We start from the raw sequence: 22229 nt of genomic DNA on the forward strand, positions 1-22229 counted from the left end.
AATCCTCCTTTATTTTACTGCAGTACTTATATTGTTATATAAACTTAGTATATTATTTATGACAGGTATCCAATCAAGTGCACTTTTGAAAGGATCAGAAGGCACATAAACTATATCCCCAGGTTCGACAACTAAATCTTTTGTTTTATTTTTAATTACATCGTTTAAATTTATCTTTATTGCTTTTCCGTTTAACCCTCCTTTATACAGATAAACGGAAGAAAGTGATGCGTTTTGATTGATATACCCCGCCTGTATTACCGCTTCTAAAACTGTTGTACCTTTATTCAGAGAAATTATTCCAGGTTTATTCACTTCTCCTAAAACATACGCTACATTTTGCGGAACATCCAATATTTTTACAACATCTCCAGGTTTTATGATATATCCTAATGTCTTTTCCACATCTGATACATCAATCGAAATTTTAGTACCATCACTCAATACTTCCAATTTTTTGTAATTTTTGTTAACATCAAAGTTTGTTATTAATTCAAACAAGCTAATTGGCTCATCTAAATAAAAGGTATTTGCTTTCCCGTCTTTATCCACTACATAAACGTAATTTTTTCTGTCTCTTTCAAACAAAACCGTTGCACCGTTTTCCAAAGCTACATTTTCATTCCAATCTACAGTTTTTTTACCATCTTTTGTTAGAATCGTTATTTTCTTACTAATTCCCTTCTTTATACCTCCTAATTTTGCTATTAAAGTTTTTAGGTCAAAAGTTTCTCCTCTAGTAAATTTAATCAAACTATATTTTCTTTCTTCGCCATCATAACCAAAAACATATACATGTCCTACTTCTCTACTTGTTACATAAACAAAATCTCCATCTTTTAATTCCATATTTTTCTTTCCTTCAAGAATATCTTCGACGTTTATTTTAGAAATTACTTTGTTATTTCTAATTACATATACAAAATCAGATATAAAATATAGTTTTGGACCTAAATAAAATCCTCCTGATTTTCCAAAAAGTGTGATTAAATCACTTTTTTCTGTATAATTAAATGCAAATGTACCTTCTTTTTTTACATATCCCATAACGGTAACATGAATAGGTTTCTTTAAAGTTATTCTTAAAATTGTTCCGCTATCAATATCTGTATCTTTTGTTACATCTAATTTCTTTCCATTTACTTCTACTCTTTCAATTCTTTTTAAATCTGAAATTCTTGCCCTTGAAAGAACTTTATAAAGTGTTATTTTTTCGTTAAATGGAAATTTCACATAACTTGAAAAATCACCTACTATATATACCACATTTTCACCTAGGTATCTTATTACAACTGTTTCTCCTTTTTCTAATTCTCTGTCTGTTCTGCCAAACACTAAATCCTCTATTTTATAGCTTTTTCCGCTAACATAAACATCTAACATACTTTCTATATCATCAACTCCCAATTTTTTTATCAAATACGATAAAGTTCTAGGCTCTTTGGAAGTTAAATTAACAACTCCTCCCTTATATCCCACGACATTAACCGTAAACGGAGCGTAAATAATATCTACAACATCTCCAGAATCCAATTTCAAATTTTCGTTACCTTTAATTGGTATCTTCTTGTTTCCATTTATAATCGCAAACCCATCATTTAAAATTTCTTGTTTATCAACATCAACCAGCACCTTAGCGACAAGCATTCCCAACGTTTTAGGTTCATCTGGATAAAACTCTATTTTCATTCCATTTGAATACACGTAAAACTCTGAATGTGTTTTTATATTAACAATTGCTCCTCTCTTAAGTTGTATATCCTTTTCCAATATATCAGAAGAATACACTTTTGAAACATTATCTTCTACAATCTCTACTTCTTTTATATATCTTCTCTTTTCATCTAAAATACCTCCCGCTTTTGCAAGTAAAAGAGACAGAGTAATATTTTCTGCTTCTGAAAAAGAAAATTCTCCAGGATTTTTCACAGGTCCTGTAATGTATGCTACTTTATCTTTTTGTATCGGAATATATATTATATCCCCTTCTTCTAACACCACATCTTCATCAAATTTTCCGTTATAGTAATCTTCAAGATTTACATAAAAAACTTTATTGTTTCTTTTTAACTTAATATTTGAAAAATCAAATGTTGTTTTTGTTGAGAGATTTAAAAATGAAACTAGTTTTGAAAGCGTCATGTTATTATCCACAGAAATATCAAATGAAGTATTAATTGCTCCTTGTATATACACATACATAGGAGCATATTTGGAAATGTATACTGTAACTATTGGATCTTTAATAACTTTTTTTACATATTCCCTAATTATTTCTTCCAATTCCTTAGTAGTTTTTCCCTTTACATATATTTCTCCTGCAAAGGGATATGAAATTGTACCATCAACTGATACAACTACTTGTAAGGACAATTCTGGTTGCCCAAAAACGTATATACTAACCTCATCGCCAGGTCTAAGTGTATAGGAAAATAAAAAGATACTGGCTGTAACCATGAGCATAATCAAAAATTTCTTCATAATTTACCCTCCTATTCTATTTTCAAGTATTATTTTAACATAAGTGATATAATTTTTTTAGGGGGTGGAGCATTTGGATTTAGAAAAATTTAAAACAAAAAAGATATTGCACACAACACATAAAATGGCTGATTGCGATGGAATTGCATCAGTTTATTGGGGATTAAAGGTATTTGGAGGAGAATATTATATACCATCTTGTGAATTAAGAAGTGCACATGGACTTAAAAATTTTCTAGACTTATCCGAAAAAACTCACATAAAAGAATGCGATTACATATTCATTTATGACACGGATAAAAGTGAAGATATTGAAATCCCTTTTTCAAAACCATATGTAATCTTTGACCATCATCATAAAAGAGACGAAAAATTCTTCGAAAATGCTATATTTAGTTACTCGATCACTTCAAGTGCCAATGTAATAAATTTATATAACTTATCTCAAGAAATGGGGATAGAATTAGATGAAAAAATGCTATTTTCATTTGCCATTGCACTTTACACAGATACTGGTATGTTCAGAACAGCAAGAAAAAATGAATTTTCATACTTTTCAAAATTTCTGGGCTCAAAAAAATTTGAAGATATATACGAAATAATATATCAAAAAAAGTTATCAAAAAATAGCTTTTTAAACGCCATAACAAATGCAAGATTTATTTCAAAAAACAGTTTGGAAATATGCATAACTGAATTTAAAACCCATGATGAATTCTACGCTTTTATAGATGGATTGTTTAATGTGTTAAACCTAGACATACTAATTGCAACATTACCCGAAGGTCTGCGAATACATATGAAAAAAAAGTACGTACAAAAAATTTATCACATTCTTTTCGTCCCTATTCAAAGGGCGTATAATATAAAAAGATACCAAGGTATTTGGTTGGGTTTTTACAACTACAACATACTTCTAAATGCACTTGATAAATATAAAGGAGAGTGAAAAAGTGTTAGTTGATTTCCACCTACACACTACTGCATCAGACGGAACTTTTTCACCTGAAGATTTAATAAACCTTTTAAAAGAAAAAAACATAGAGTATTTTTCAATAACCGATCACGATACAGTTGATGGTATTAAAAATATAAGGGAAAAAAACTTTATCCCCGGTGTTGAGATTAGTGTGGAATATCCTTCAACACTGCATATACTAGGATACGGAATAGATTTAAACAATAAAAAATTACTTGAAACCCTTGAAATGCTTAAACAATATCGATTAAACAGAAATAAATTAATAATTGAAAAAATGCAAAAGATGGGCTTTGATATTACGTTTGAAGAAGCTCTAAAAGAGGCAAACAGAACAATAATTGGAAGACCTCATTTTGCAAGTTTAATGGTTAAAAAAGGATATGTAAATAGTATAAAAGAAGCATTTGAAAAATATCTAAAAAAAGGTAAACCGCTTTACGAGGATAAAAAAAGATTAAACATGGATAAAGCTATAAAATTGATAAAAGAGGCAAATGGTTTATCTTTTCTTGCACATCCGTATCAAACTACTACCAATAAAGACGAACTTGAAACATTAATTAAAAAATTAGTATCTTTAGGATTAGACGGGTTAGAAGTCTACTATTCAAAACATACGAAAGAAATGATAAGTACATACGAGAAAATTGCAAAAAAATTCAATCTCTTAAAAAGCGCAGGTTCTGACTTTCATGGAACAAATACCCCCGATATTCAACCTGGAATAAATATAGACAAAAAAGACATTAATGATTTTATCAAGATATTCTTTTAAAAATTAACATTGAAATTTTTAAAAATTTGTTATATAATCTTTACAAAGACCCTTGTCAAGGGAGTGGTTTTTTTTGAAAATAAAGGAAATTTTAAAAGCTTTAAACTCAGTGATATTGAAAGTTAATTGCGATGAAAACATGGAGTTTGACTACATTTCCTCAAATTCAAAAGATATAAAAGAAAATACGCTATTTATATGCAGAAAAGGATTCAATTTTGATTCTCATAAAATAGTAGACGATGTGGCAAGAAATGGCGCGGAAATTTTTATTGTAGAAGAAGAGATTGAAGATTACCCTTATATACTAGTCGTCGATTCTAGAATAGCAGAATCTATAATTGCAGATGTTTTTTTTCAAAAACCTTATGAAAAACTAATAACCTTTGGCGTTACAGGCACAAATGGAAAAACAACCAGTGTACATCTTTTTCACCACATAATGCATCAATTTGGTATTAAAGGAAGCATAAGTGGTACCGTATTGAATGATATAATGGGTGACAAATTTTATCACCACAACACAACACCAAGTGCTATTGAAATTACCAAAAATATGTTTAAAACAGTCATAGAAGATGGTAAATATTATGCCATGGAAGTATCGTCACATGCACTTTCGCAATACCGTGTAGAAAGCATTCGTTACGACATTGTAGGTATAACAAATATCACTAGGGATCATTTGGATTTTCACCAAACTTTTGAAAACTACAAAAGGGCAAAATTACATATTTTAAATCTTCTAAAACCAAATGGTATTGCTATTGTTAACCACGAATTAATACACGATATCCCAAAGAAAAACATACGAGTTGTAACCTTCGGTACAGATAACAATTCTGATTATGTTATCCATGAAATAATATCCAACTGGTCAGGAATTTTCTTTAAACTAAAAACGCCATTTGGTGAAAAAAAGGTTGTTTCCCAACTTTTAGGTGATTTTAATGCGTTTAACGTAACTTTGGTAATAGCCGCACTTGTAGAAATTGGTTATGATATTGATGATGTTATTTCCGCTATCTCTACATTTAGAGGAGTAGATGGCAGGCTTGAAATTATCTCAGAAGCAAAAAAGCTGGGAATCGAAATAGTAATAGACTTTGCTCACACACCAGATGCTTTGGAAAAGGCTATTCTGTCCATTAGGAAACTTACAAAAGGAAGAATTATAACTGTATTTGGCGCAGGTGGTCAATCAGATGTGGGAAAACGACCAATGATGGGAGAAATAGCATCGAAATATTCGGATATTTGTATAATTACAACTGATGATCCAAGGGGAGAAGATCCAGTAAAAATAATAAAAGACATAGAGGAAGGTGTGGTCTCAGGAAGTTTAAGTTTATCAATAATTGATAGAAGAGAAGCCATTGATACTGCAATAACCCTCGCAAATAGAGGAGATATTATTTTAATTGCAGGTAGAGGCCATGAACCATACCAGGTGTTTGATGAAAATTATAAAGTGCCATTTAAGGATAGAGATGTTGCAATAGATATCATCTACAAAAAAATTAACAAAGGAGAAAAAACATTCAAATGATATGCACAAAAAACATAAATATTGCTCTTCTAAAAAATTTTTTAGGCCTAGAACTTGAAACATTTCAAAAAGAAGATAAGATTTTCATAAAAGCACCTATCAGTTGTACTATAGAAAAAAACAACGAAATCATTAAAATACACTTAGATAAAGATTATATAATCTCCATCAACGATGGAGATTATTATGTATTAGACTATAAATATTCAAAAAATTTTCATAGATATATTTTCTTTCTAAACGGAGAAAAAGGAATTTTCATATTCAAAAAACAACTTAAAAATGAAGAAGTATTACATTTTTTACTTTCCATTTTTTTTGTAGAAAAGATAATCAAGGAGTGATAACACTGTATTTACTTTCATTTTTCTCATCGGCCATTCTAACTTTCTTCTATATTAATTTTATGAGAAAGCTTAAATTGGGACAATACATAAGGGAAGAAGGTCCTGACCTTCACAACTATAAAACAGGGACTCCTACTGCAGGTGGTGTAGTCTTCATAATTGTTGCTTTGATATTTGGAATAAACAAAATGCAATTCCCTCTTGTGCTTTCCCTTTTGTTATTTGGAGGAATTGGATTTTTAGATGATATATCAAGCATACTAAAAAAACAAGCTCTGGGTCTTAGAGCTTACCAAAAATTTTTCCTACAAATAATTTTTTCCATTTTAATAATATCATACTCAAATTCTTACACTATTTTTGGTACAAATGTCTCAAAAATAACGTATTATATATTTTGGACCTTCGTAATTACAGGTGCGTCAAATGCTGTTAATCTCACAGATGGTCTTGATGGACTTGCAGGTTGGGTATGGATAACATCTATACTTCCTCTTTCCATTTCTACAAAAGATTTTTCAACTTTTTTCCTAATTTCCTCTGTCCTTGCATTTTTACTTTTTAACACTAGACCAGCAAGCTTATTTATGGGTGATACTGGTTCACTTGCACTTGGAGCATTCCTTTCAACATATGCTATGATCCATAGCGTGGAAACTCAGCTAATATTTTCATCAAGTATATTTATCGTGGAAACCTTAAGTGTAATTTTACAAGTAATATCCTTTAAATTATTTAAAAAGAGAATATTCAAAATGTCACCTATTCATCATCATTTTGAGCTTCTTGGATGGAAAGAAGAAAAAATAGTAGGAGTTTTTTCTGCAATTAATCTAATCGTATCTTTATCTATTATAGGTTGGTGAAAAGTTGAGAATAATAATCTACTTTTTGATAACTATACTAATTCTACTAATAGCCAAAAAATACAAAATATTACTTGACTATCCAAACAAAAGAAAAAACCATAACATTCCCACCCCTCAAATAGGTGGTGTTATTCTTTTTACAATACTTTCTATATACTTTAATTTCCCCTTTCTCATCCTCTTGTCCCTTCTCATATTTGGCATCTTAGATGATATGTTTAAACTTTCATATAAACAAAAATTCACATTCGAAGTACTTATCGCGATTTATCTTGTATGGAAATATCCATTTACGTTATTTGGCTATAAAAATATATTTACAGATATTTTTGCTATATTCTGGGTTGTTGCATTTTTTAATGGATTTAACATGATAGACGGATTTAACGGTCTTTCAACTGGTATTTCAATTATATATCTTTCTACTCTTAAAAATTACAACTTAGCTTTGGCTTATTTGCCTATTTTTATTTTTAATTTTTTCGGAAAGTTATTTATCGGTGAAAGTGGGGTTCTAATAACAAGTTATCTGCTATTATTATCTGCACTAAGGTTGGAAAGCGATATGGTTTTCTTAACAATATTCTTTGGGTATCCTTTTTACGAAGTAGTTGCAAGCTTTTTAAGAAGGACATTTTCGAAAGAAAATCCCTTTCTTGCCGACAGAAAACACCTTCATCATGTACTTTACCAAAAATTGCAAATGGCATTTCTTCCTATATCATATATAATTGCATATACCTTTACACTTTTTCCAAAAAGTTATATTAGCATCTTTTTTTATCTCTCAATTTCATTACCTTTATTTATCATACATTTAAAACTTGCAAAAAAATAAATTATTTTTTCTGGTAAACTTTCCCTCCTAAAGCTTTGTAAACACTATCGGTTAAATCTCTTAAATCTGATTTTACAGCGTTTTTTGAATACTCATAAAGTAAATTTTCTCTAAACCACTTTTCCCCAAAACTCTCTGGAATTAAAGATGATTTTGGAACGGTATCGTACATCTTTCTGAATATTTGAAAGAAAAAATTTGCAACAAATTCTTCTGAAACCTTTTTCAATTTATCAACTTTTATTTGATTTACAGATTCTACTTTCACACAAACCACCTCACATCACTTTTATTTCAGCGTATATAGCACCTGCTTTATGTAATTCTTGGATAATGCCTATTATGTCTTGAGGGGTTGCACCAAGGGCTTTTAAAGCGGAAATTAAATTCGATATTGTTGCTTCTTGGCCATCTATTTCTCCATTTTGTATATTAACCACAAAATTTCCATAACTTAGTGTAAAATCGGAAATTTTTATGTTTCCACCAAAAATAACCGTACCAGTTCTTTCGTTAATAACTACTTTTGCAGTTTGATCAGGAATTACTTCAAGTTCTTCAATAATAGACAAAAACGTTATTATATCATCAGAAAATGCATCTGGCACCTTTACAACAATTGAAGCAGGATCCTTTGCTTTTGCAAGGTTTGTATCAAATTTTTGATTTATAGCCACAGCTACCCTTGCAGCAGTAGTTATATCAGGATGCTGAAGCAGTATTGTAATACTGTTTTCAGAAACTATATTAGAAGGTATTTCCCTTTCTATCAAAGCTCCGTTAGGAATATATCCTGTGGCTTTAAATCTACTTTGCAAATTTACAGATGATTTTACCTCCACTCCACCTATTGAAACAGGTCCTTGTGCCACTGCATATACATTACCATCTGCCCCATACAAAGGCGTTTGAATTAAAACACCATTTTCAAGGCTTTTTGCACTCCCAAGTGATGCTACAACAACATCAAGTCTCATTCCCTCCTTGTAAAAAGGGGGGATATCTGCTATCACCATAACAAGTGCAGTGTTATTAGATTTTATATCACTTTCTGAAATAGGAATTCCAAAGTTTTTAAACATATTAGCAAGCAGAGGGGAATTTAAAGTTCCACCATCACCCGTTCCGTTTAAACCTACTACAACACCAACACCAAATAACTGATTGTCCCTTGCCCCTCTAAATTTTGCTATATCTTTTATCCTAACAACAGCAGTAAAAGAAAAGAATGCTACTAACAACAAAAGAACTATTACCTTCTTTTTCACCGCTTTCACCTCATCTAAATAAATCTGCAATAGTTGAAAGAATTAATCCAAGCCAGCTTCCCTCATTAGGATCATCCTCAAAAATTACCTTTCCATTTTCCCAAATCTGTGCTTCCATTAAATCTGTAGAATTTACGGTATTTTTTGGAGATATAACCTCGGGATTTACCCATCCAGTTATTATTATCTCTCTTAAATCATTTCCCACCTTTATATTTTTTCTACCTTCTACATACAAATTTCCATATTCATCTACATTTTTAACTATTGCTGTTATTTGCAAAATAACACTTGTTTGACTTTTGTTTGAATTTTTCAACTTATCAGAATCTTTAACGGGCAAAAAACCTGATAAATCCGCCCCCAAAATTTTAGCTCCACTATTTATAGCACCTAATATAGTGTTTTTAAAAGAATCCATTTCGGAACTCGTAGAAAACCTTGGAGTCTCATAAACCAGTATATTTACAATATCACCAACTTTTGAAGCCCTTTTACTTGCTATTATATTTCCAAACTTACTATTTGGATTATATATAGAATTTGAAAAAATAACCGTTGATAAAATTAACAAATAGAGAATTAACTTCTTCACTTTGACACCTCCACGACCTTCAACATAGGCCCTTCAACAATTACACCATATACAATCTTTCCAGAATCTACGTTTCGCGCCTTAATTACATCTCCTACATTCCCGCTTTCCATAGCCCTAAGCAGTGCATGTACCTTCACTCCTGGTAATTCCACATAACCAAATATGAGCTGTCCTACGACTACATCCGGTACTTTTTCTAAAAATTCTTCAAAGATAGGTTCCCCAACCTTAAAATATTTTTTCGCAACCATAGGAAGCCTTGAAACATCAACTGGTGTACCATGTAATGATAATACATTAACATCGCTAAAAACTACATCATCCCTTTTTATTTGTTCTCCGTAATTAATATTTCTTGCGGCAACTGGTATTTTCCTAATGTATTCAGCAATTAGATTAACGTTAAAGTATCCCCTTATCTTTCCTTCTTTTATTAAAGAAAATCGCACAAGAAAACTTCCACCTGGGGACTCGATTACATCATATTTAAAATCATCGTGTGGAACAATAAAGCCATATAAAGAACTTATTTCTACTTTTGCGCCCTTGGGCAATTTTGACAGAACAATTTTTAAAGATAAATCTTTTGCAATATCTTCGGTTAATGTTGCCTTAGTACTTTCATTAGTTAAAATTGTTGGAAAATAAACTTTTATGTAACCAAAAGTAGGGGTAGCTTCAATCTGAGTAGCCACCCTTGATAACCTTTGTAATACATACTTTATATTTACATCAATAGACGTATTTTCCGGAATATAGGCAAGAGTAATGTTCTTTAATGAAGTTGCATCAATACCTGTAAAAGTTGCAGTCACATCGTAAATAGTAACGGTATTAGTAGTTACAGTAGAAACATCTAAAAATTGTATGTACACCGCACCTACAAAGATTGGAATAAAAAGTAAAAAGAAAACTATGGTTTTCACTTTATATATCAATCTCCTTAACCTGGAGTGCATGTCTAAAGATAAATTCCTTTCTACTCTCAGTATCACTACCCATAAGCATTTCAAATAACTCATCTGCTTCTTCAGCATCTTCTATTTCAACCTTTAAAAGTTTTCTTTTTTCTGGATCCATTGTAGTTTCCCATAACTGCTGTGGATTCATTTCACCTAATCCTTTATACCTTTGAATTTCAAACTTTTTGTCTTTCAAATTCTCCTTAAATTCTTCAAGTTCTTCATCACTATAAAAATAATATATTTTTTTATTTACATTAACTTTATATAAAGGAGGTTGAGCTATATATATCCTTCCCTCATCTATTAATTCTTTCATATACCTATAAAATAACGTTAAAAGCAACGTTCTAATGTGTGCCCCATCCACATCTGCATCTGTCATAATTATTATCTTTCCATACCTGAGTTTTGAAATATCAAAATCATCTCCAATTCCGGTTCCAAGCGCTGTAATAATATCTCTTATTTGTTCGTTTTTTAGAAGTTTAAGCCAACTGCTCTTTTCAACATTCAAAATCTTACCTCTCAAAGGCAAAATTGCCTGAAAGTTTCTATCTCTTGCCTGCTTTGCAGAACCACCTGCAGAATCACCCTCGACTATGAACAGCTCAGATTCTTCCATCTTTTTCGTTATACAATCTGCTAATTTCCCAGGTAAAGAAGAACTTCCAAAGACACTCTTTCTTTTTATCATTTCTCTAGCATGTTTTGCTGCTTCTCTAGCTTTCTTTGCCTCTAAAGCTTTCTGAATTATTATCTTCAAAGTGTTTTCATTAGATTCAAAATATTCAAGAAGTTTTTCTCTAACAACCTTTGCAACCGCTTCTTGAACTTCTTCATTTCCAAGTTTTGATTTTGTTTGTCCTTCAAACTCTGGAGTTTTTGACATTAAAACGCTAACTATTGCAACTATACCTTCCCTGATATCTTCTCCTCTTAAAGTATCTTTCTTTAATTGCCCTGTTTTTTTTCCAAGTTCATTAACAACACGTGTAAAAGCCGTCTTAAAACCCGTTACATGTGTTCCACCATCAACAGTTCTAATATTGTTAACAAAAGAATAAATTTTTTCAAAATCAGAAGCGGTGTATTGAAAACAAACATCCACCTTTATACTATTATACTCTCCAGAAACTAAAATAGGTTCATGTAAACTTCTAGTACCTTTACTCAAATGTACCACAAATTCTTTTAATCCTCCAGTAAAATGAAACGTTTTTTCTATGTTTTCCCTTTCATCTTTAAACACAACAGTTATATTTGGATTTAAAAATGCAAGTTCTCTTAATCTAATTAAAATGGTATCACTATCAAATTCCACTGTAGAAAAAATCTCAGTATCAGGTTTAAACCTTACAATAGTCCCTCGGTAATCTGTTTCACCTATTATCCTAACTTCCGTTAAAGGTGTACCTCTCTGGTACTTTTGATAGTATATTTTTCCATCCCTGTGAACTTCCACTTCTAACCACTCAGATAATGCATTTACAACCGATGCTCCAACTCCGTGTAATCCTCCACTAACTTTGTAAGAATCTTTTGAAAACTTTCCCCCAGCATGTAAAGTAGTCATAACAACTTCAAGTGCACTTTTACCCGTTTCTGGGTGAATATCAACTGGGATACCCCTACCATTGTCTTTTATTTCTACACTTCCATCTTTAAAAATAGTTACGTAAATTTTATCACAATATCCCTGCAACGCTTCATCTACACTGTTATCCACTATTTCATATACAAGATGATGGAGCCCTGCCTTTCCTGTAGAACCTATGTACATTCCCGGTCTTTGTCTAACAGGCTCAAGACCTTTCAAAACTTTTATATTCTGTGCATTATAATCCATTCCAATGCCTCCTCTTTCCTTTTATTATTACTCTTTTTACCATATCTTCTCCTAATTTTTCATTTATCCTATCACGAATCTTTTCTTTAAAAAACTGGAGCTCTGTTGCATAAATACTTTCACATTCAACGTATATATTTCCCTTACTAAAGCCTACCACGTCACAATGGTTTTTAAATGGTTCACCAATAACCTCTTTAAAATACTCGCTTGATACAGTACTTATATACAATTTTCTAAAAAGTGGGTTTTTTTTGGAAAGTTCTTTAAAAACTTCCGCTAATTTTTTCATTGACAAACTCCTCAAACTTTTTGGAAAGAAGTTTGGAAATCCTCGTCTCTAATCTATACTTTCCCAGAAATTCTACAGAGACAATCCCCCTACTTGTGTGGGTTAAAAATATCTCATCTGCATAAAATAACTCTTTTAATTCAACCATCTTTTCTTCAACCTTATACCCCATATTCTTTAGCATTTCTATTACATTTTTTCTGGTAATTCCATCTAACACACCTGTTTCCAAGGAAGGAGTATAAATAACGTTGTTTTTTATAAAGAAAACGTTTGAAAAACTACCTTCGCACACAAAACCTTTTTCGTTCAACAATATTACATCGTAATTTTCTCCTTTATTTTTCCTTGCAAGAAAAAGATCAGCTCTACCTAAAGCCTTAAAACTTGGTGGTATTGAAAAAGGATCGGCATGTCTTATGTCTGAAATATCTACTCTCACACTGAAAGTGCTACTTTTTTCTATATTTTCACCAATCGAATACAACTTTACACCATTATTCACAATCCCATATATTTTTATTCTATCAAAATCCAAATGCCTTTCTATTTCATCCAAAAACTCTTTATACGATACTTTCTCGCCAACATAAGATAGGGATTTTGAAAATCTTTTAAAGTGCTCATCCAATGCAAAAGGTCTTCCGTTATATACCCTTAACGTCTCATACACAACTATTCCATTTAAAATATCATTGATTAGAGATCTTTCTATCATACGATTTCGAAATCACTCCTTCATCAGTTACAGCCATTATATTAACATAGGCAAAATTTCCAAAATTACCCCTTGATGTTTCATGGAGAACATAATACTCATCGTATCCTTTATATATTTTATTTTTACAACTTTCAATAATAACCTTTGTGCTTTTCCCAACTAATCTCTTTCTATATTCCTTTGCAACCTCTTTGCTAAATTTATCAAGTTCTATTGCTCTTTCCTTTTTTACATTACCTGGCACTTTATTTTCCATTTTATAAGCAAGTGTATTAGGTCTATCGGAATACCTAAACGTATGAACCTTGGAAAACATAACTTCTTTTACAACTTTTAATGTCTCTTCAAAATCTTCCTGCGTTTCTCCGGGAAAGCCTACCATTATATCCGTGGTAATTGAAAAGTTTATATCTTCTTTTCTCAACTTATACGCTAGGTTAAGAAAATCACTTTGAGTATAATTTCGCCTCATTTTTTCCAAAATTTTTGTACTACCACTCTGCAAAGGTACATGTAAGTGATTACAAACCTTTTCCTCGTTTACTATAAATTTAATAAGTTCATCATTTATATCCTCTGGGTTTATTGAACTAAGCCTTATTCTAAAATCTCCCTTTATTTTTACTACATTCTTTAACAAATTCAATAAAGATGTTTCTTTATCCTTTCCATATTTCCCAAGGTTCAAACCTGTAATCACTATTTCTTTATAATCCTTATTTACCATTCTTAATATCTCACTTACAACAAGCTCAATTGGTTTACTTCTTATTCTCATTCCACGTGCATACCTGATTGTGCAATAACTACACACATTAGTACAACCATCCTGAACCTTTATAAACGCACGTGTTCTTTCAGAAAGAGATGAAAAAACATATTCTTCATCCAAATCATCTGAATTCCAGTATGTTCTGTCAACAAATACTCCGACATTTTCAATAATACTTTCTATCCTTTTCTTCTCTTTATTTCCTAAAATAAGGTCTACCTCTTCTTCCAATAATTCTCTTGCAAATAACTGTGAATAACATCCTGTAACAACTATTTTTGAATCTGGAAATCTCTTTTTTAATCGTCTTATTTGTTGTTTTACCTTTCTTGTAGCTTCATTTGTAACCACACAACTATTTATAACATATATATCAGATTCGACCTCTCCATTTACGACCACATAACCCTCATTTTCAAGCCTTTCGGTCATCAACTCTGATTCATATTGATTCAACTTACATCCATACGTTATTATACTAACCCTCATCTTAATCCTCCCTACTTACAGTATCTAAAATTCTCATTCTTGTAATTACCCCAACCAATCTCTCGCCATCATCAACAACAGGAAGGATCTTTAAGCTATGTCTTATCATTAAATCTGCAGCATGTAAAAGTGGAGTATCTTCTTTTATCACAATTGCAGGTTTTGTCATAATTTCAGATACAGACTTATTTGAAATTTTTTTCAAACTCCTAACAAATTGGTTTAAGTCAGGTATAAAAGAGGCAGTTTGTAAAAGTGAAAAATAACTTGGCAACGCTGCTCTTATTATATCGTTTTCACTTATAAATCCAACAACTTTGTAATCCTCATTAACTACAGGTACTCCTGTTATTTCTTGTCTGGAAAGAATCTTTAATACCCTAGAAACAGATTCATCTTCCAATACGGCTGTTATGTCTCTAATATAGAAATCTTTAACCTTCATCTTACTCCACCCTCTCAATTTTAAACATTGTTAATGCCTTTTCAATGTCTTCATACTTTGGTGGAACCTTCGCCCTGTACCACGTTTTTGCAAGGGCAGCTGCATAACCAAACTTGGCTATCTCAATTAAATTTTCTGTTTCAAAATATTTATATATCATAGCAGCCATATAAGTATCACCTGTTCCCAAAAGATGCGAATGATCTACCTCAACAAGAGGTCGTATAAACCAAACCCCATCAGAAGTTACAACAATATCGTAATCAATTTTATAGGAAAGTACAGCCATTTTTACCCCATATCTTATTAATTCTTTTCCCGCATCTATATAATCTTGTTCAGAATTTAGCTCTCTACCGAAAATTACTTGTTCTTTTCTAAAATCCGGCCTGAGAATACACGGCGAATCTATCTTTAAAGATTCCCTTAGTATATTATCCCTTGTTTCCCAGAAAACCTTTTTCCCATATTTTTTTGCAATTTTAGTTAAATCCCCGTATATCTGAGCGGGAATTCCCTGTGAAATGCTTCCTGAAATTACAACAGCATCAGCAGATGGTACAATCAATTTGTACCTTCTTAAAAAATGCTCTATGTCTTCAATGGGAATCCTCGGGCCTGAAGAATTTATCTCAGTAATTGTATGATTGACCTCATCAATAATAACTATATTCTCCCTTGTTTCACCTTCTATGTGAACAAAATTAGTTGTTATCAAATTTGAAATTTCCCTCAATTCCGACAAAACAATATCTCCCACATAACCACCTATAAAACCAGTAACAATTGATTTTATACGAAATGATGCCAAATCTATAGCAACATTAATAGCCTTACCACCAGGAGACATTCGCGAATATTCAGGATCTAATCTATGTAATTTATCAACTGAAAAATTGTTAATATAAAACTCCCTGTCTAAAGCAGGATTCATACAAACAGAAAGAACTGGCAAAATAATCACCTCACAATTGTATAATCTTTAGGCTCACCTACAAATTCAATTTTACCACTTTTTAGAGAAATAAACAAATCTGCAATAGGAAGGAAGCGCTTAAAAAAGCGTGTGGCAACTATTAGGGTTTTTCTGGCGGAAACCATGTTTTTTTTCAAGATTTTGGAAACAACTTTTAAGTGGTCATCATCTAAGTGATCTAAAATACAATCTAAAATAACTATTTTTGAATTTTTTAAATAACCAACAAAAAGAAGTGTTAATATCTTCTCTAAAACGTAAAAATCTGAAAGTTTAGTTTCAAATCCTTTCGAAAGAGTCTTTAAAACACCAAAATCATCTAATATGGAAATATAATTCTCAAAAGAAAGCAACTCCTCATTGGTTGCAAGCTCCAAAAATTCCCCAAACTTCAAATAATCTAAAGCTTCAAAAAAGTTTGTATCTATATATAAAACATCATTTCTCAATTCTTTAACGTCGTAATCAAATAAATTCTTTCCACATACATTTACAGTTCCATCGTATTTTATATCATCGTATACCTCTTCATTTAGGCGAGAAAATGAACGAAGAAGCGCAGATTTGGAGGAACCACGCGGGCCGTAAATTACAAGTATCTTACCTACATCCAATGAAAAACTGATATTTTCAAAAAGCGGGATATTGTTAGAATATCCAGAGAAATCTATCACTTCAAGATTTTTCTTTTTTGCTTTTTCCATCGCTGTTCACCATATCTTTCAATCTTTTTTCCAATTCCTTTTTCGCCTCTTTATTTCCAGAGGAGGTTAATTTTATAAGCTCTATCTGGGATAATATCTTAACGTTCTTCGACAAATCTACCACCTCCACTATCATATCTCAATTTTATTCTACACTTTTTTTATTAATTTTACTTTTAAGTGTTTTTACAATTTTTCAAAAAAAGTTACGGATTTGTGTGAAATTTTTCTCTTCAACTAAAAAATCCCGTTGAAAACAAATCATTTAAACACAATTATTTAGATAAACTTTATGTTTTTATATTTATTTTCACATATAAATTTAATCAAAAACAAAGGAGTGCCCATGGCACTCCTATTTTAATTGTATCCTTTTCACTTTCACATTGCCAGATGCTCCCGTTTTAAAATACGTTGTACCAGGAGGGGTTTTTCTTATAAACGAAATAAGGTAATTACCAGCAATAATGTTTTCTTCACTAGACAAAATATTTCTATTTTCAATCCAGCCCTTCTCTAACATATTATCCAACCAGATATTAAATTTTGTAGCATTAATATTATACGTATACACAATTATATTTCCCGCTAAATCCTTTTGAACCTCCGCTATATTCTTTGGCAACCCCGATTTCATTCTAAGGTTAATATTTATCTTACCATCAACCAAAGCGTAATCATAATCAAATATATTAGTATCAAGAGAAATAGACTTTATTTCCGTAATTTTTTCTCCAATTCCCGTAGAACCATCTTTTAAAATTATATCAAAACCATTTACTTTCCCTTTCACAAAAACTTTATTTCCATACGGATCTGTTATCTCAACAGGTGTTTTTATTAAAACATAAGGAGTATTATTTTTTGTAAAGATACCACAACCACTTAAAATTATCAGTATAACAGCAAACATAAAAATCGCTTTTTTCATAATATCCCTCCTTAATTACCCGAATACTCAATGTTAGTTGATGGTGGTGTATAACCATACATTACTAAGAATACATTTAAATCGTATTCATCAATCTTTCCATCCTTTTCAGAAAATCCCGGAATATATCCTCTGTTTGGAGGTGAAAAGTCAGTTCTAGGACCAATATCGTATAACGAATCGTAAATACCATTTACTTGATAATTATATAACGCATTTCTAAACATTATGTAATCATCAATATCAATAACACCATCTAGGTTAAAATCTCCGGGAAGTGTTAAATATTTATTTGCAATAAATCTATTTTTGGATAAAAGCCCTTTTTCAACTGGATTGTTCTTAAGCTGGGTGTAAAGTTCTATATCAAATAATTCAAAATATCTTGCCTGATTGTTAAAATACAAAAACGTATTTGTAGCAAAATCTAACCATAAACTTATTGTTGCAACCCTTGTATCTTGTGAAATACCACTCTTAGAGGTTTCTTCAAATACAAATTTCAAATAATCATTATTCATAATCCTCAAATCTGTGTTTTCAACAAATGATGGGTTTATATCTATAGAAGTAACTGTAGCAAGGCTCATTGAAATTTCAGAATTTGTAAGAGTTGCATACAAAGTACTAGATAATGCACCTTTAGCAGCATCAATTAGTATAAATGCCCTTGCTTTATTTTCTGCATACATTGGAACAACAAATGTTACAGTACCAGTAAGTTCTGTATAGAAGATTTCTATATAAGTTGGTGCCCTGCCTGTATCATCAATTCCAAGGTCTAAACTATCTATTGATCTATAATCAAACGATTTATACCCTGTTAAATTATTAGAACTATAATCCCATTGGTATACCTTCCATCTATACGCAAATGCGGTACTTGGAATAGTAATACTAGGAGTAAATGGATTATAAGCATCTATTGTCTTTGATGTTTCATCTTTTCCAAATGAAATTAATTCAGAGGCAACACTATCAGGTAAATTATACTTTATCAAAATAGCATATGTAGAATCTACCAATACTTCCGCATCCTTGTCTTCATACCCAAACAAAATAGTTGCAAGTGGACTTTCAATATAGGGTACGTCCAAACCTGGTATTCCAGAATCAAATTGCCTAAAAGAAAATGTAGCATCCACAAGAGGTGCACTTGTTACATCGTTTGTTACATTGGTTATAAAGGAATCATTAAATAGCAATGTCATTGTGGTTTCGGTAGCAAACCTTATCAAAAGTTTATCAAGACCTGCACGTCCAATTGGTATGGGATCATTGGCAGAACTATCAGAATTATCCACATTTGGATTTGTTTTATATTCATACGTACTAAACGACGATATATCTCCACTATCCGATATTGAAACAACTGTTGCATCAAATAATACTCCATATTTACCATTTGTTTCATTAAGTACATCTTTTGAAATTTCTATACCAGAATACCAATCTTTAGCTTTTAAAGTTATACTCGTTTGAAAAGTAGGAGCATTCGAATCCACAAAACCCGTCCTATAAGAATTTTGTGCCTCCATCGCCCAAAATCCATAAGGTCCTTTTGCATCTACAGTATATGCATAAACCTTATCCTGATTTGTCGTAAAAGCAATTATATATCTTTCATCGTTTACAGATGAAAGAGGAACCATGGCTGGAGAACCAATTGTTGGTATATTTTCACCTAAGTCTTTTTCCCATTCTACGTCAAAAGTATAATCGTTATAATCCATAGAATACACTACAGCTTTTCCAAAAGTTTCACCATTAAGCAACGTGAAAATATAAATCTTATCTTCCGTAGTTTTTTTAAATAAAAGCGGTGTAGTTGCAAATCTGAAACCTTCCTTAAATTCATCATATATTGAATGAGAGGCTACCTTAAACAAGTCATCAGAAACCCTAATAATGTGTATGGTACCAAGATCATCAAAAACATACACATAACCTTTTGAGTCAACCAAAACCCCTGCAGCCATACTAGAAGAGCCTAGTTGTATCACATCAACATCGGAATTAGTCCCCTCAGGAGGAATCTTGTATAACGTACCATTTCTACTTACTGCGTATATGAAACCTTCACTATACGCCATTGGTGTTTCAAACTCTCCACCTAATTGTATTTTATTAACACTTGAACTATCAAAATTATATGAATTATCCAATGCTATTTGATAAAAATTTCCTCTATAATCAAGAACAAATAACGCATCTTTTTTAGGTGATAAAATAGGAGTTATTTCCACTGGAGCATCTGTAGCATAAAAATCATTTGTAACGGTAAATGTATCTGTACCAACATCATACACTAAATGATATACCCCATGCCCACCATCTACTCCTATACCCACATAAATATGTATATTCCCAGTTGAAGAATCATAAAAAGCAACTGCAGCCCTTGAGACATTACCAATAAGTTCTGCTCTTTTACTTGTACTAGATGTTCTAACATTCACATAACTTTTTCCATCATAGTTTGAAGTAACATAAACAATATAATTTCCTCCCACTATTATTGGATAGCTTATATGTTTCCAACCTATTCCCCCATCTGGAGAACCGTAATTTCCAACAATATTTCCCAATCTATTTATAACGTAATAATATGCATCTTTAGTTATAACATGAACATCTCCCGTTTGTTTTAAAGCAACTGCTCCACCCTTAACATAACCAGTTGGACTAAGTGTAATGTAGTCGTTTTCCCATAGGGGAGATATATCAAGTGCAAATAAAAAAACGGAAAATACCAAAATTAAAATAACTAACTTTTTCATTTTAACACCTCCAAATCAATAACCTGTTATAACTGTAAATACATCTTCTCCCATGTATTCATTTCCTTCTTTGTCTTTTAACCCTTTTACAAACAGATAAAAGTAGCCATAACCTATTGAAGTATTAACTGTAAAAGTAGCCTGTTTTTCATCAGCGGAAATTTCACTTAATTTCATTTCTAAAACGTTGTAATATTCTGAGTAATGGTCTTCTTTTATATATAAAACAGGAGTAGAAGTTTTAGATATACCTCCTGCATCTTCAAATAATACACTTATTACATTATTCCCAACAGGTATTCTGCTGCTTTCCGTTTTACTTATAACCTTTCCATTTATAGACATTGCCATCAATTTCGGTGCGTTATTATCCTCAACAGTTATATATCTTTCGTTTATACCTGCCCGTCCATTTTCATCTTCCGCATACACAGTTATATAATGCTGCCCTTCTTCCACAGTCCACTGGACAAATGTTTGATTTGTAGTCTCGAAAAATTCCTCCCCATCTATAAAGTACACTATTTTCCTAAAGTTAATATTTTCCTCAGTTGGAACTACTGCAATTATCGTGGAATGTCCTGGTATTAAACTATTTTCATTTGAAATGGCTATTTCAAAATTCAAATAAGTATCTCCTATAAGTATTCTTTTTCCTATCATAGATTTTTTTCCAAGCCAATCAGTTGCTTTTACTATTAAAGAATGGTCACCAGGTTCAAGTTTATTTAATTGCACAGGTATGCCCTTTAACTCTTTTTGTTCAACTGTATCTTTTAATTTCGACTCTCCATCTAAATATACTTCATAACTTGAAAGTTTCACATCATCTGATATATTAACTTTAATCAAAATATTAGAATTTGTTGGATAAGAAAATTTACTTTCTATAGTAATAAGGGGTGCTTCGTTATCTATAGGCAAAACATTCAAAGTCACCTTTGTTGAATAATTAGAATCTAATAAGTTATCGACCTTGATATAAAATTCTTTATCTCCCGGTTCATTAAAGCTTCCTAAGTCCAAAAATACTTCTCCTGGATTCACGGTTTTAGATATTTCAGAAATTCCATATCTTTCCAACCCTTCTGTTTTAACATTTATTTTCGAATTTGAAGAATTAACTTTAAGATAAAGAATAACATCATCACCTACAAATATTTCTTTTGGTATAACCCAAATATCACTTATTAACGGGGCAGATGGATCTACCACAAACAAATTTGTCTTATAAACCTCATATTTTTTTCCATCTAAAAGGGAAATAGCACTTGCCTTTAAAGAATAATCTCCTGGTTTTTCAAAGTTAATATCTATGGTTTCAGGAACTTTTCCAAATGTTTTTATAATCCTTTCGTTATACTCATTTACCAATTCTAACGTTCCACTTCTCACACCTATCAAATTCCCCGTTATAACTATTTTTGCACTTTCGGTGTTTTCTATCACATCTGGTGCTATAATTTCCAAATCAAAATTTTTATCCCCTGTTGTACAGGACATAAAGACAAAAAGTATTAAAAAAAGCAAATATATTATTTTCTTCAAGTTTTCACCCCCAACATGTCTTTTACATAATACTTCTATATAATACTTCTGCA

General features: G+C 31.4%; 22 protein-coding genes. 6 read left to right on the forward strand and 16 right to left on the reverse strand.

From position 1 onward, the window contains the following. Positions 1-9: 9 nt before the first annotated feature. Positions 10-2481: a polysaccharide biosynthesis/export family protein gene (locus tag TMEL_RS03500; protein WP_012056885.1), complete on the reverse strand. Its 2472-nt coding sequence runs from the start codon at positions 2479-2481 to the stop codon at positions 10-12. A 64-nt stretch (positions 2482-2545) separates the two neighbouring features. Between TMEL_RS03500 and TMEL_RS03505 the strand changes: the two genes are divergently transcribed. From TMEL_RS03505 to TMEL_RS03530, 6 genes are all read left to right on the forward strand, one after another. Continuing rightward, positions 2546-3430 (forward strand): DHH family phosphoesterase, encoded by an 885-nt coding sequence (locus tag TMEL_RS03505; RefSeq protein ID WP_041425958.1) that lies wholly within the window; start codon positions 2546-2548, stop codon positions 3428-3430. Next, positions 3402-4238 carry a PHP domain-containing protein gene (locus tag TMEL_RS03510; protein ID WP_238375229.1) on the forward strand — a complete coding sequence of 279 codons (837 nt, stop codon included), beginning with the start codon at positions 3402-3404 and terminating at the stop codon, positions 4236-4238. The genes TMEL_RS03505 and TMEL_RS03510 overlap by 29 nt, the downstream gene beginning before the upstream one ends. A 73-nt stretch (positions 4239-4311) precedes the next feature. Further along, the gene (locus TMEL_RS03515) at positions 4312-5787 is read left to right on the forward strand and encodes a UDP-N-acetylmuramoyl-L-alanyl-D-glutamate--2,6-diaminopimelate ligase (protein WP_012056888.1); all 1476 of its coding nucleotides are present in this window, start codon (positions 4312-4314) and stop codon (positions 5785-5787) included. Then, entirely contained in the window at positions 5784-6131 is a 348-nt protein-coding gene (locus tag TMEL_RS03520; RefSeq protein ID WP_012056889.1) for a hypothetical protein, read from the forward strand. Before TMEL_RS03515 ends, TMEL_RS03520 begins: the two co-directional genes overlap by 4 nt. A 5-nt stretch (positions 6132-6136) precedes the next feature. Next, on the forward strand, positions 6137-7000 hold the full coding sequence (gene mraY / locus TMEL_RS03525; protein ID WP_041426179.1) for a phospho-N-acetylmuramoyl-pentapeptide-transferase: 864 nt from the start codon (positions 6137-6139) through the stop codon (positions 6998-7000). Positions 7001-7004: 4 nt separating this feature from the next. Then, complete coding sequence (locus TMEL_RS03530; RefSeq protein ID WP_012056891.1) at positions 7005-7841, forward strand: MraY family glycosyltransferase; 837 nt, start codon at positions 7005-7007, stop codon at positions 7839-7841. 1 nt (position 7842) lies between these two features. Here the strand turns inward: TMEL_RS03530 and TMEL_RS03535 are convergent, their stop codons facing one another. From TMEL_RS03535 to TMEL_RS03600, 15 genes are all read right to left on the reverse strand, one after another. Then, the gene (locus TMEL_RS03535) at positions 7843-8109 is read right to left on the reverse strand and encodes a rod-binding protein (RefSeq protein WP_012056892.1); all 267 of its coding nucleotides are present in this window, start codon (positions 8107-8109) and stop codon (positions 7843-7845) included. 10 nt (positions 8110-8119) lie between these two features. Continuing rightward, positions 8120-9109, reverse strand: coding sequence for a flagellar basal body P-ring protein FlgI (locus TMEL_RS03540; protein ID WP_012056893.1), 990 nt, complete (start codon positions 9107-9109; stop codon positions 8120-8122). Positions 9110-9119: 10 nt separating this feature from the next. Then, positions 9120-9704, reverse strand: coding sequence for a flagellar basal body L-ring protein FlgH (locus tag TMEL_RS03545; protein ID WP_012056894.1), 585 nt, complete (start codon positions 9702-9704; stop codon positions 9120-9122). Further along, on the reverse strand, positions 9701-10633 hold the full coding sequence (gene flgA / locus TMEL_RS03550; protein ID WP_012056895.1) for a flagellar basal body P-ring formation chaperone FlgA: 933 nt from the start codon (positions 10631-10633) through the stop codon (positions 9701-9703). The genes TMEL_RS03545 and flgA overlap by 4 nt, the downstream gene beginning before the upstream one ends. 1 nt (position 10634) lies before the next feature. Then, positions 10635-12518 (reverse strand): DNA topoisomerase (ATP-hydrolyzing) subunit B, encoded by a 1884-nt coding sequence (gyrB, locus tag TMEL_RS03555; protein WP_012056896.1) that lies wholly within the window; start codon positions 12516-12518, stop codon positions 10635-10637. Continuing rightward, positions 12508-12810, reverse strand: a complete 303-nt coding sequence (locus TMEL_RS03560) for a DciA family protein (RefSeq protein WP_012056897.1) — start codon at positions 12808-12810, stop codon at positions 12508-12510. The genes gyrB and TMEL_RS03560 overlap by 11 nt, the downstream gene beginning before the upstream one ends. Beyond that, positions 12785-13528 (reverse strand): aminotransferase class IV, encoded by a 744-nt coding sequence (locus tag TMEL_RS03565; RefSeq protein ID WP_012056898.1) that lies wholly within the window; start codon positions 13526-13528, stop codon positions 12785-12787. The genes TMEL_RS03560 and TMEL_RS03565 overlap by 26 nt, the downstream gene beginning before the upstream one ends. Further along, positions 13503-14792 carry a tRNA (N(6)-L-threonylcarbamoyladenosine(37)-C(2))-methylthiotransferase MtaB gene (gene mtaB, locus TMEL_RS03570; RefSeq protein WP_012056899.1) on the reverse strand — a complete coding sequence of 430 codons (1290 nt, stop codon included), beginning with the start codon at positions 14790-14792 and terminating at the stop codon, positions 13503-13505. The genes TMEL_RS03565 and mtaB overlap by 26 nt, the downstream gene beginning before the upstream one ends. 1 nt (position 14793) lies before the next feature. Beyond that, the gene (locus TMEL_RS03575) at positions 14794-15237 is read right to left on the reverse strand and encodes a CBS domain-containing protein (RefSeq protein WP_012056900.1); all 444 of its coding nucleotides are present in this window, start codon (positions 15235-15237) and stop codon (positions 14794-14796) included. 1 nt (position 15238) lies between these two features. Next, on the reverse strand, positions 15239-16201 hold the full coding sequence (locus tag TMEL_RS03580; protein WP_231109765.1) for a 1-phosphofructokinase family hexose kinase: 963 nt from the start codon (positions 16199-16201) through the stop codon (positions 15239-15241). Further along, positions 16198-16917 (reverse strand): ATP-binding cassette domain-containing protein, encoded by a 720-nt coding sequence (locus TMEL_RS03585; RefSeq protein WP_012056902.1) that lies wholly within the window; start codon positions 16915-16917, stop codon positions 16198-16200. The genes TMEL_RS03580 and TMEL_RS03585 overlap by 4 nt, the downstream gene beginning before the upstream one ends. Further along, positions 16889-17032 (reverse strand): hypothetical protein, encoded by a 144-nt coding sequence (locus tag TMEL_RS10265; RefSeq protein WP_180373119.1) that lies wholly within the window; start codon positions 17030-17032, stop codon positions 16889-16891. The genes TMEL_RS03585 and TMEL_RS10265 overlap by 29 nt, the downstream gene beginning before the upstream one ends. 240 nt (positions 17033-17272) lie before the next feature. After that, positions 17273-17848, reverse strand: coding sequence for a hypothetical protein (locus tag TMEL_RS03590; RefSeq protein WP_012056903.1), 576 nt, complete (start codon positions 17846-17848; stop codon positions 17273-17275). 11 nt (positions 17849-17859) lie between these two features. After that, on the reverse strand, positions 17860-20628 hold the full coding sequence (locus tag TMEL_RS03595) for a hypothetical protein (RefSeq protein WP_012056904.1): 2769 nt from the start codon (positions 20626-20628) through the stop codon (positions 17860-17862). A gap of 15 nt (positions 20629-20643) precedes the next feature. Then, positions 20644-22176, reverse strand: a complete 1533-nt coding sequence (locus TMEL_RS03600) for a hypothetical protein (protein ID WP_012056905.1) — start codon at positions 22174-22176, stop codon at positions 20644-20646. Between the last annotated feature and the right edge of the window lie 53 nt (positions 22177-22229).

This window comes from Thermosipho melanesiensis BI429 (assembly GCF_000016905.1).
Classification (GTDB): domain Bacteria; phylum Thermotogota; class Thermotogae; order Thermotogales; family Fervidobacteriaceae; genus Thermosipho; species Thermosipho melanesiensis.

What these genes read in the sequence shown, in the direction of transcription:
- gyrB (WP_012056896.1), bottom strand. Translation starts at nt 12,518, where the DNA reads ATGGATTATAATGCACAGAATATAAAAGTTTTGAAAGGTCTTGAGCCT.
- mtaB (WP_012056899.1), bottom strand. Translation starts at nt 14,792, where the DNA reads ATGAGGGTTAGTATAATAACGTATGGATGTAAGTTGAATCAATATGAA.
- TMEL_RS03520 (WP_012056889.1), top strand. Translation starts at nt 5,784, where the DNA reads ATGATATGCACAAAAAACATAAATATTGCTCTTCTAAAAAATTTTTTA.
- TMEL_RS03565 (WP_012056898.1), bottom strand. Translation starts at nt 13,528, where the DNA reads ATGATAGAAAGATCTCTAATCAATGATATTTTAAATGGAATAGTTGTG.
- TMEL_RS03560 (WP_012056897.1), bottom strand. Translation starts at nt 12,810, where the DNA reads ATGAAAAAATTAGCGGAAGTTTTTAAAGAACTTTCCAAAAAAAACCCA.
- TMEL_RS03595 (WP_012056904.1), bottom strand. Translation starts at nt 20,628, where the DNA reads ATGAAAAAGTTAGTTATTTTAATTTTGGTATTTTCCGTTTTTTTATTT.
- TMEL_RS03575 (WP_012056900.1), bottom strand. Translation starts at nt 15,237, where the DNA reads ATGAAGGTTAAAGATTTCTATATTAGAGACATAACAGCCGTATTGGAA.
- TMEL_RS03590 (WP_012056903.1), bottom strand. Translation starts at nt 17,848, where the DNA reads ATGAAAAAAGCGATTTTTATGTTTGCTGTTATACTGATAATTTTAAGT.
- TMEL_RS03585 (WP_012056902.1), bottom strand. Translation starts at nt 16,917, where the DNA reads ATGGAAAAAGCAAAAAAGAAAAATCTTGAAGTGATAGATTTCTCTGGA.
- TMEL_RS03500 (WP_012056885.1), bottom strand. Translation starts at nt 2,481, where the DNA reads ATGAAGAAATTTTTGATTATGCTCATGGTTACAGCCAGTATCTTTTTA.
- TMEL_RS03510 (WP_238375229.1), top strand. Translation starts at nt 3,402, where the DNA reads ATGCACTTGATAAATATAAAGGAGAGTGAAAAAGTGTTAGTTGATTTC.